The organism is Streptomyces ossamyceticus (assembly GCF_001418475.1).
GTDB classification, from domain to species: Bacteria; Actinomycetota; Actinomycetes; order Streptomycetales; family Streptomycetaceae; genus Streptomyces; species Streptomyces ossamyceticus.
In genome coordinates this window covers 20230-29847 of record NZ_LIQX01000505.1, presented here as the reverse complement: position 1 = coordinate 29847, position 9618 = coordinate 20230, and the positions used below count along the sequence as shown (strand labels likewise).

Sequence of the window (9618 nt, the reverse complement as noted above, 5' to 3'; positions counted from 1 at the left end):
GACCCGTCCACCCCCGACCCCGCCGCACCGTCGACGGCGTCCTGACCCGCGTGGCCGGCCGACCCCGCCCGACCGGTGGTCGGGACCGGCCTTGGAGAGCGGACGGACCCCGTGATTCCCTGACGGCATGAGCAGTCGCAGCACCCTCACCACCTGGTCCCTGGAGCAGACGTCCCCGGGCGACCTCCTGCCCGCCGCCGCTCCCGAGGGCGACGACGTCCGTATCGTCCGCGCCGAGGTGCCCTCCCCCGAGTTCAGCCGCTTCCTGTACGCGTCCGTCGGCGGCGACATCCTGTGGATCGACCGACTGTCGTGGCCGTACGCCCGGTGGCAGGAGCACCTGCGGCGGCCCGGTGTGGAGACGTGGGTCGCGTACGACCGGGGCACGCCCGCGGGCTACGTGGAGCTGGAGCCGCAGGACGGCGGGGCCGTGGAGATCGTGTACTTCGGGCTGATCCCGGCCTTCCGTGGCCGGCGCATCGGCGGGCACCTCCTGTCGTACGGCACGGCCCGGGCCTGGGACCTCGCCGAGCGGTGGCCTGCACTGCCGCCGACGAAGCGGGTGTGGCTGCACACATGCAGCAGGGACAGCGAGCACGCGCTGGCGAACTACCAGCGGCGCGGGTTCAGGCTGTTCGACACCGAGGTGACGGAGGAGGCCGACGTGGTCGCGCCGGGACCCTGGCCGGGGGCACTGCCCCCGGCATCATGACCCACATCACATCGTCTCGCCATGCGAGACATCCCTGTCCGACATGTGGATGAAGGTGGACTCGGTCTAAAGAGCCGTGACACGCTTCCGTCATGTCTGGAACTGGAATTGCCTTGGTGAGTCGGCGGCACGTCGACCTCGGCCGCATGTCCAGCGCCATCTGTCCGGTGAGCTGACGCCCCGACCGCGAGGGGTCGCCACGACCCCGGGCACCAGCGCCGCACCCCCTCCTCTGTTTCGGCCAGCGCAATGACGCGCAGGCGCCGCACACCCCTGCCGGTGTGCCCGCATGTGCGCGTATGCGCAGGTCAGAGCCGCTTACCGACTTGTCCGAAGGACGTAGAACCATGGCCGCCACCCCGGATAACTCCGCCACGCCCCGCCGCAAGGTGAGCCGTCACCGTGGCGAAGGACAGTGGGCCGCCGGACATTTCACCCCGCTCAACGGCAACGAGCAGTTCAAGAAGGACGACGACGGTCTCAATGTGCGGACACGCATTGAGACGATCTACTCGAAGCGCGGCTTCGACTCGATCGACCCGAACGACCTGCGGGGCCGGATGCGCTGGTGGGGTCTTTACACCCAGCGCAAGCCCGGGATCGACGGCGGCAAGACCGCGATCCTGGAGCCGGAGGAGCTGGACGACAAGTACTTCATGCTGCGGGTGCGCATCGACGGCGGTCGTCTCACCATCCGGCAGCTGCGGGTGATCGGCGAGATCTCGCAGGAGTTCGCGCGGGGCACCGCCGACATCACCGACCGGCAGAACGTGCAGTACCACTGGATCCGGGTCGAGGACGTGCCCGAGATCTGGGAGCGGCTGGAGGCCGTGGGGCTGTCCACGACCGAGGCGTGCGGTGACACCCCGCGTGTGATCATCGGCTCGCCCGTCGCCGGTATCGCCGCGGACGAGATCATCGACGGCACGCCCGCCATGGAGGAGATCCAGCGGCGGATCATCGGCAACAAGGCCTTCTCGAACCTGCCCCGCAAGTTCAAGTCGGCGATCTCGGGTTCGCCGCTGCTGGACGTGGCGCACGAGATCAACGACATCGCCTTCGTCGGTGTCCGCCACCCGGAGCACGGCCCCGGCTTCGACCTGTGGGTCGGCGGCGGTCTGTCCACCAACCCCAAGATCGGGCAGCGGCTCGGCACATGGGTGCCGCTGGACGAGGTCGCGGACGTGTACGAGGGCGTCATCTCGATCTTCCGTGACTACGGCTACCGGCGGCTGCGCACCCGCGCCCGGCTGAAGTTCCTCCTCGCGGACTGGGGCACCGAGAAGTTCCGCCAGGTCCTGGAGGACGAGTACCTGAAGCGGAAGCTGATCGACGGGCCCGCCCCCGACCAGCCCGTGGAGCGTTGGCGCGACCACGTCGGTGTGCACCCGCAGAACGACGGCCGCTACTACGTCGGGTTCGCCCCGCGGGTCGGCCGGGTCGACGGCACCACCCTGACGAAGATCGCCGACCTCGCCGAGGCCCACGGCTCCGGCCGGGTCAGCACCACCGTCGAGCAGAAGATGATCGTGCTCGACGTCACCGAGGACCAGGTCGACTCGCTCGTCGCGGGGCTGGAGGCACTGGACCTCACGGTGAACCCGTCGCCGTTCCGGCGCGGCACGATGGCCTGCACCGGCATCGAGTACTGCAAGCTCGCGATCGTCGAGACCAAGGCCCGCGGCTCCTCCCTCATCGACGAACTGGAGCGCCGCCTCCCCGACTTCGACGAGCCGCTCACCATCAACATCAACGGCTGCCCCAACGCCTGCGCGCGTATCCAGGTGGCGGACATCGGTCTCAAGGGACAGCTCGTCCTCGACGAGCGGGGCGAGCAGGTCGAGGGCTTCCAGGTGCACCTGGGCGGCGCGCTCGGTCTGGAGGCCGGGTTCGGCCGCAAGGTGCGTGGTCTGAAGGTCACCTCCGAGGAACTGCCCGACTACGTCGAGCGGGTCCTCAGGCGCTTCCAGGAGGAGCGCGAGGACGGCGAGCGGTTCGCCACCTGGGTGGCCCGGGCCGGCGAGGAGTCCCTGTCATGAGCGAGCGAGCCGCCCCGTTCTACTGCCCCTACTGCGGCGACGAGGACCTGCGCCCGAACGAAGAGGGCCACGGCGCATGGGAATGCGGGGCCTGCAATCGAGCCTTCCAGGTGAAGTTCCTCGGGCTGCTGGCCCGAGGGCTTCAGCGAGCCGACAGCGGAGGGGACCACATATGACGACCGTTCAGGCGGATGGCGACACATCCGCGTCGCTGAGCGACGACGACACCGAGGCCGGCCCCGACGAGGACCGGCGCGCCCAACTCAAGGCGCTCGCCGAGCAGGCCGGCCGTGATCTGGAGGACGCCTCGGCCCTGGAGATCCTCCAGTGGGCCGTGGACACCTTCGGCGAGCGGTTCTGCGTGACCTCCTCCATGGAGGACGCCGTGGTCGCGCACCTCGCCTCCCGGGCCCGGCCCGGCGTGGACGTGGTGTTCCTCGACACCGGCTACCACTTCCCGGAGACCATCGGCACCCGGGACGCGGTGGAGGCCGTGATGGACGTCAACGTCATCACGATCACCCCCCGCCAGACCGTCGCCGAGCAGGACGCCGAGTACGGTCCGAAGCTGCACGACCGCGACCCCGACCAGTGCTGCTTCCTGCGCAAGGTCAAGCCGCTGGAGGAGGGCCTCGCCCGCTTCGACGCCTGGGCGACGGGCCTGCGCCGCGACGAGTCCCCGACCCGGGCGAACACCCCGGTCGTCGCCTGGGACGAGAAGCGGGGCAAGGTCAAGATCGCCCCGATCGCCCGCTGGACGCAGGACGACGTGGACGCCTACGTCGCCGAGCACGGGGTGCTCACCAACCCGCTCCTCATGGACGGCTACGCCTCCGTGGGCTGCGCCCCCTGCACCCGCCGCGTCGCCCCGGGCGAGGACGCTCGCGCCGGCCGCTGGGCCGGCAGCGCCAAGACCGAGTGCGGGCTGCACCTGTGACCGCGACCGTGCCCGTGACGAACCAGGAGAACCAAGTGACGACCGGAGCCACCGTCTGGCTCACGGGTCTGCCGAGCGCCGGCAAGACCACCATCGCGTACGAGCTGGCGAACCGGCTGCGTGAGGAGGGCCACCTCGTCGAGGTGCTCGACGGCGACGAGATCCGCGAGTTCCTCACCGCCGGCCTCGGCTTCAGCCGCGCCGACCGGCACACCAACGTGCAGCGCATCGGCTTCCTCGCCGACCTGCTCGCCCGCAACGGAGTGAAGGTGCTGGTCCCGGTCATCGCGCCGTACGCCGACAGCCGCGAGGCGGTGCGCGAGCGCCACGCGGCGAGCGGTGCCGCGTACGTGGAGGTGCATGTGGCCACTCCGGTCGAGGTGTGCTCCGAACGTGATGTGAAGGGGCTGTACGCCAAGCAGGCGGCGGGCGAGATCTCCGGGCTGACCGGGGTCGACGACCCGTACGAGGCGCCCGTGAACCCGGACCTGCGCATCGAGTCGCAGGACCAGACGGTCCAGGAGTCCGCGGCGCTGGTCCACAAGCTGCTCACCGAGAGGGGTCTGGCATGACGACGACCGTCGCGGCCGTGTCCGAGGGCACCGGCACGCCGTACACCCTCTCCCATCTGGACGCGCTGGAGTCCGAGGCCGTCCATATCTTCCGCGAGGTGGCGGGCGAGTTCGAGCGGCCGGTGATCCTGTTCTCCGGCGGCAAGGACTCCATCGTCATGCTGCACCTGGCGCTGAAGGCGTTCGCCCCGGCGGCGGTCCCCTTCTCCCTGCTGCACGTGGACACCGGGCACAACTTCCCCGAGGTCATCGAGTACCGGGACCGCGCGGTGGCCCAGCACAACCTGCGGCTGCACGTGGCGTCGGTGCAGGACTACATCGACCGCGGGGTCCTCAAGGAGCGTCCCGACGGCACCCGCAACCCGCTCCAGACGGTGCCGCTGACCGAGAGGATCCAGTCGGAGAAGTTCGACGCGGTCTTCGGCGGCGGCCGGCGCGACGAGGAGAAGGCGCGCGCCAAGGAGCGGGTGTTCTCGCTGCGCGACGAGTTCTCCCAGTGGGACCCGCGCCGTCAGCGCCCCGAGCTGTGGCAGCTCTACAACGGCCGCCACGCGCCCGGCGAGCACGTCCGGGTCTTCCCGCTCTCCAACTGGACCGAGCTGGACGTCTGGCAGTACATCGCCCGCGAGGGCATCGAACTGCCGGAGATCTACTTCGCGCACGAGCGTGACGTGTTCCAGCGGGCCGGTATGTGGCTGACCGCCGGCGAGTGGGGCGGCCCGAAGGAGGGCGAGACCGTCGAGAGGCGGCTCATCCGCTACCGGACCGTGGGTGACATGTCCTGCACCGGTGCCGTCGACTCCGACGCCGTGACGCTGGAGCAGGTCATCACCGAGATCGCCGCGTCCCGGCTCACCGAGCGGGGCGCCACCCGCGCCGACGACAAGCTGTCCGAGGCCGCGATGGAAGACCGCAAGCGCGAGGGGTACTTCTAAGCATGACGACGACCGCGGAACTCTCCGCCACCACACTCCTCAGGTTCGCCACCGCGGGCTCCGTCGACGACGGCAAGTCCACCCTCGTCGGCCGGCTGCTGCACGACTCCAAGTCGGTCCTCACCGACCAGCTGGAGGCCGTGGAGCGTGCCTCGGCGAGCCGCGGCCAGGAGGGCCCGGACCTCGCGCTGCTCACCGACGGTCTGCGGGCCGAGCGGGAGCAGGGCATCACCATCGACGTGGCGTACCGCTACTTCGCCACGGCCAAGCGCCGGTTCATCCTCGCCGACACGCCCGGCCATGTGCAGTACACCCGCAACATGGTGACGGGTGCCTCCACCGCCGAGCTGACGGTGATCCTGGTCGACGCCCGCAACGGTGTCGTCGAGCAGACCCGCCGGCACGCCGCGATCGCCGCGCTGTTGCGCGTCCCGCACGTGGTGCTCGCCGTCAACAAGATGGACCTCGTCGCGTACGAGGAGAAGGTCTTCGCGGCGATCGCCGAGGAGTTCACGGCGTACGCGTCCGAGCTGGGCGTCCCCGAGATCACCGCGATCCCGATCTCGGCGCTGGCCGGCGACAACGTGGTGGAGCCGTCCGCGCACATGGACTGGTACGGCGGCCCGACGGTCCTGGAGCACCTGGAGACCGTGCCGGTCAGTCACGACCTGGCGCACTGCCACGCCCGGCTGCCCGTGCAGTACGTGATCCGCCCGCAGACCGCCGAGCACCCCGACTACCGGGGGTACGCCGGTCAGATTGCCGCCGGCACGTTCCGGGTGGGCGACCCGGTGACGGTGCTGCCTTCGGGCCGTGCGACGAAGGTCGCGGGGATCGACGTGCTGGGCAAGCCGGTCGCCGTGGCCTACACCCCGCAGTCGGTGACGCTCCTGCTGGAGGACGACATCGACATCTCGCGCGGCGACCTGATCGTGCCGAGCAAGGACGCGCCCGCGACGACGCAGGACATCGAGGCGACCGTGTGCCATGTCGCCGACCAGCCGCTGACGGTCGGCCACCGGGTGCTCCTCAAGCACGGCACCCGCACGGTGAAGGCGATCGTCAAGGACATCCCCTCGCGTCTGACGCTCGACGACCTGTCCCTGCACCCGCACCCGGGACAGCTCGTCGCCAACGACATCGGCCGGGTGAAGGTGCGTACGGCGGAGGCGCTGCCGGTCGACTCCTACGCCGACTCCCGCCGCACCGGTTCGTTCATCCTGATCGACCCGTCCGACGGCACGACCCTGACCGCCGGGATGGTCGGCGAGTCGTTCGCTTCCCCGGAGCCCGTCAAGGACGACTCCGAGGACGACGGGTGGGACTTCTGACATGACCCCCGTGGACCACTACGCGACGTTCGCGAAGGAGGGCGGCCGTGTGGGCTCCGGCGCCCTCGGCAGCGGGCAGGGCGGAGTCGCCCGATGTGTGTGCTGACGTACGCGCACCGCTTGCGCGCCCCGTCCCCCCACCGGACGTCCCCGTTGCGACGAAGACCTTTTTCCTGATTCCCCGGCCACACCCTTAGCGGCTGTGACCGCCGGGCCTCCGAGAGGAACCCCTCCCGTGCCTGCCAACCGCTCTTCCGCCTTCCGGCGCTCCGTCGCGGTCCTCGCAACGCTTCCCCTCCTCACCCTCGCCGCCTGCGGCTACGGCTCCCAGGCCAAGGACGACGACACCGTCAAGGTCGCCGCCGGCGCCAAGAAGATCGAAGGGCTCGACACCGTCAAGATCGGCTACTTCGGCAACCTGACGCACGCCACCGCGCTGGTCGGCCGTCAGGAAGGCATCTTCCAGAAGGAGCTCGGCGCCACCAGGGCCGAGTACGCGACCTTCAACGCCGGTCCCTCCGAGATCGAGGCACTGAACTCGAAGTCGATCGACATCGGCTGGATCGGCCCCTCCCCGGCGATCAACGGCTACACCAAGTCCGCGGGCAAGGGGCTGCGCATCATCGGCGGTTCGGCCTCCGGCGGTGTGAAGCTCGTGGTGAACCCGGACAAGATCAAGTCCCTGAAGGACGTCAAGGGCAAGAGCATCGCGACCCCGCAGCTCGGCAACACCCAGGACGTGGCGTTCCTCAACTGGATCGCCGAGCAGGGGTGGAAGGTCGACGCGGAGAGCGGCAAGGGCGACGTCTCCGTCGTCCGCACGGACAACAAGATCACCCCGGGCGCCTACAAGTCGGGCTCCATCGACGGCGCGTGGGTGCCGGAGCCGACCGCGTCGAAGCTGGTCGCCGAGGGCGCGAAGGTGCTGCTGGACGAGGCCGACCTGTGGCCGGACAAGAAGTTCGTGATCACGAACATCATCGTGCGGCAGGACTTCCTCAAGGAGCACCCGAAGGTCGTCGAGGCGGTGCTGCGCGGCGCGGTCAAGACGAACGCCTTCATCAACTCCGACACGGAGAAGGCGAAGGCCGCCGCCAACGCCCGTCTGAAGGAGGACTCGGGCAAGGCCCTGGACGCCAAGGTCCTCGACCCGGCCTGGACGTCGATCCAGTTCACCGACGACCCGCTGGCCTCCACCCTCAACACCGAGGCGGAGCACGCGGTCAAGGCCGGTCTGCTGAAGGACCCGCTGCTGGACGGCATCTACGACCTGTCGATCCTCAACAAGGTCCTGAAGGCCGAGGGCGAGTCCGAGGTCGACGACGCCGGTCTCGGCGTCAAGTAACCCCAGTCCGCTGAGTTCCCAGGAGGTGACGACCATGGCCACCGCACTCGCCAAGGCCGCCGACGGCGTCGGGACCGTCGAGCACGCCGCCCGTATCGAGCACGTGTCGAAGTCCTTCGCCGGACCCGCCGGGCAGCAGCTCGTCCTCGACGACATCACTCTCGATGTCGCTCCGGGCGAGTTCGTCACCCTCCTGGGGGCCTCGGGCTGCGGCAAGTCGACGCTGCTCAACCTGGTCGCGGGGCTCGACAGGCCCAGCCAGGGCAGCATCAGCACCGACGGGCGTCCCGCCCTGATGTTCCAGGAGCACGCCCTGTTCCCGTGGCTGACCGCGGGCAAGAACATCGAACTCGCCCTGAAGCTGCGGGGGGTCGCGAAGAACGAGCGGCGCGAGCGGGCCGAGGCCCTGCTCGAACTCGTCCGGCTGAAGGGCGCGTACGGCAAGCGGGTGCACGAGCTGTCCGGCGGTATGCGCCAGCGGGTGGCGCTGGCGCGGGCGCTGGGGCAGGAGAGCAAGCTCCTGCTGATGGACGAGCCGTTCGCGGCGCTCGACGCCATCACGCGGGACGTGCTGCACGACGAGCTGACCCGGATCTGGGAGGAGACGGGGCTCTCCGTCCTCTTCGTCACGCACAACGTCCGTGAGGCGGTGCGCCTCGCCCAGCGGGTGGTGCTGCTGTCCTCGCGTCCGGGCCGGGTGGCCCGGGAGTGGCGGGTGGACATCCCTCAGCCCCGCCGTATCGAGGACGCGCCGGTGGCGGAGCTGTCCCTGGAGATCACCGATGTTCTGCGTGAGGAGATCCGCCGTCATGGCCAGCAGTGAGACGAGGACGACGGACACCATCGAGGCGCCGGCCGCCGACAAGGACCGGCTCGGCGCGGTGGAGGCGGGTCTCGACGCCCTGGAGACGACCGGCACGGGCCGACCCTCCTTCGGCCAGACCTTCCGCACCAAGATCGTGCCGCCGATCGTCGCGGTCGTGCTGGTCCTCGCGGTGTGGCAGGGCCTGATCTCGTTCGGGGTCGTCACCGACCAGGGCAAGCTGCCCTCGCCGTCCGCCGTGTGGGACGCGGCGGAGCAGGCGTGGCTGGAGGGCAAGCTGCTCGGCTACATCTGGACGAGCGTCTCGCGCGGCCTGTTCGGCTTCCTGATCGCGCTGGCGATCGGCACTCCGCTGGGCATCCTGGTCGCCCGGGTGAGGTTCGTGCGGGCCGCGATCGGGCCGATCCTCTCCGGTCTCCAGTCGCTGCCGTCGGTGGCGTGGGTGCCGCCGGCCGTGGTCTGGCTGGGGCTGAGCGACCAGATGATGTACACGGTGATCCTGCTCGGCGCGGTCCCGTCGATCGCCAACGGGCTGGTCTCCGGTATCGACCAGGTGCCGCCGCTGTATCTGCGGGCGGGCCGCACCATGGGCGCCACCGGGCTCCAGGGTGCCTGGCACATCGTGATGCCGGCCGCGTTGCCCGGCTATCTGGCGGGCCTGAAGCAGGGCTGGGCGTTCTCGTGGCGCTCGCTGATGGCGGCGGAGATCATCGCCAACCACCCCGACCTGGGTGTGGGCCTCGGCCAGCTGCTGGAGAACGGCCGCACCAACATCGACATGGCCACCGTCTTCCTCGCCATCTTCCTCATCCTGCTGGTCGGTATCGCCATCGACCTGCTGATCTTCAGTCCTCTGGAGCGCCGGGTCCTGCGCGGCCGCGGTCTGCTCGTGAAGGGCTGACAGCGGGGCCGCATCCGAACCGC

At 69.9% G+C, this 9618-nt stretch carries 11 protein-coding genes; all 11 read left to right on the top strand.

Features of this window, described 5'->3' with window-relative positions; all coding sequences use genetic code 11:
* Positions 1 to 127 precede the first annotated feature (127 nt).
* The 11 genes from AOK15_RS31150 (at position 128) to AOK15_RS31100 (ending at position 9595) form a co-directional block, all read left to right on the top strand.
* Positions 128 to 712 (top strand): GNAT family N-acetyltransferase, encoded by a 585-nt coding sequence (locus AOK15_RS31150; protein ID WP_055521681.1) that lies wholly within the window; start codon positions 128 to 130, stop codon positions 710 to 712.
* A gap of 92 nt (positions 713 to 804) precedes the next feature.
* On the top strand, positions 805 to 888 hold the full coding sequence (locus AOK15_RS48630) for a putative leader peptide (protein ID WP_309474722.1): 84 nt from the start codon (positions 805 to 807) through the stop codon (positions 886 to 888).
* Positions 889 to 1059: 171 nt separating this feature from the next.
* A complete protein-coding gene (locus AOK15_RS31145) occupies positions 1060 to 2751 on the top strand; it encodes a nitrite/sulfite reductase (protein ID WP_055521680.1) in 1692 nt (563 codons plus the stop codon).
* Entirely contained in the window at positions 2748 to 2927 is a 180-nt protein-coding gene (locus tag AOK15_RS31140; protein ID WP_055521679.1) for a hypothetical protein, read from the top strand. Before AOK15_RS31145 ends, AOK15_RS31140 begins: the two co-directional genes overlap by 4 nt.
* Positions 2924 to 3688, top strand: a complete 765-nt coding sequence (locus AOK15_RS31135) for a phosphoadenylyl-sulfate reductase (RefSeq protein WP_240508682.1) — start codon at positions 2924 to 2926, stop codon at positions 3686 to 3688. The genes AOK15_RS31140 and AOK15_RS31135 overlap by 4 nt, the downstream gene beginning before the upstream one ends.
* A gap of 35 nt (positions 3689 to 3723) precedes the next feature.
* A complete protein-coding gene (gene cysC / locus AOK15_RS31130; RefSeq protein WP_055521684.1) occupies positions 3724 to 4260 on the top strand; it encodes an adenylyl-sulfate kinase in 537 nt (178 codons plus the stop codon).
* Complete coding sequence (gene cysD, locus AOK15_RS31125) at positions 4257 to 5195, top strand: sulfate adenylyltransferase subunit CysD (protein WP_055521678.1); 939 nt, start codon at positions 4257 to 4259, stop codon at positions 5193 to 5195. The genes cysC and cysD overlap by 4 nt, the downstream gene beginning before the upstream one ends.
* 2 nt (positions 5196 to 5197) lie before the next feature.
* On the top strand, positions 5198 to 6526 hold the full coding sequence (locus tag AOK15_RS31120; protein WP_055521677.1) for a sulfate adenylyltransferase subunit 1: 1329 nt from the start codon (positions 5198 to 5200) through the stop codon (positions 6524 to 6526).
* Between the two features lie 235 nt (positions 6527 to 6761).
* The gene (locus tag AOK15_RS31110) at positions 6762 to 7871 is read left to right on the top strand and encodes an aliphatic sulfonate ABC transporter substrate-binding protein (RefSeq protein ID WP_055521675.1); all 1110 of its coding nucleotides are present in this window, start codon (positions 6762 to 6764) and stop codon (positions 7869 to 7871) included.
* Between the two features lie 34 nt (positions 7872 to 7905).
* Positions 7906 to 8694, top strand: coding sequence for an ABC transporter ATP-binding protein (locus AOK15_RS31105; RefSeq protein WP_055521674.1), 789 nt, complete (start codon positions 7906 to 7908; stop codon positions 8692 to 8694).
* Positions 8681 to 9595: an ABC transporter permease gene (locus tag AOK15_RS31100; RefSeq protein WP_055521673.1), complete on the top strand. Its 915-nt coding sequence runs from the start codon at positions 8681 to 8683 to the stop codon at positions 9593 to 9595. The genes AOK15_RS31105 and AOK15_RS31100 overlap by 14 nt, the downstream gene beginning before the upstream one ends.
* Positions 9596 to 9618: the final 23 nt, after the last annotated feature.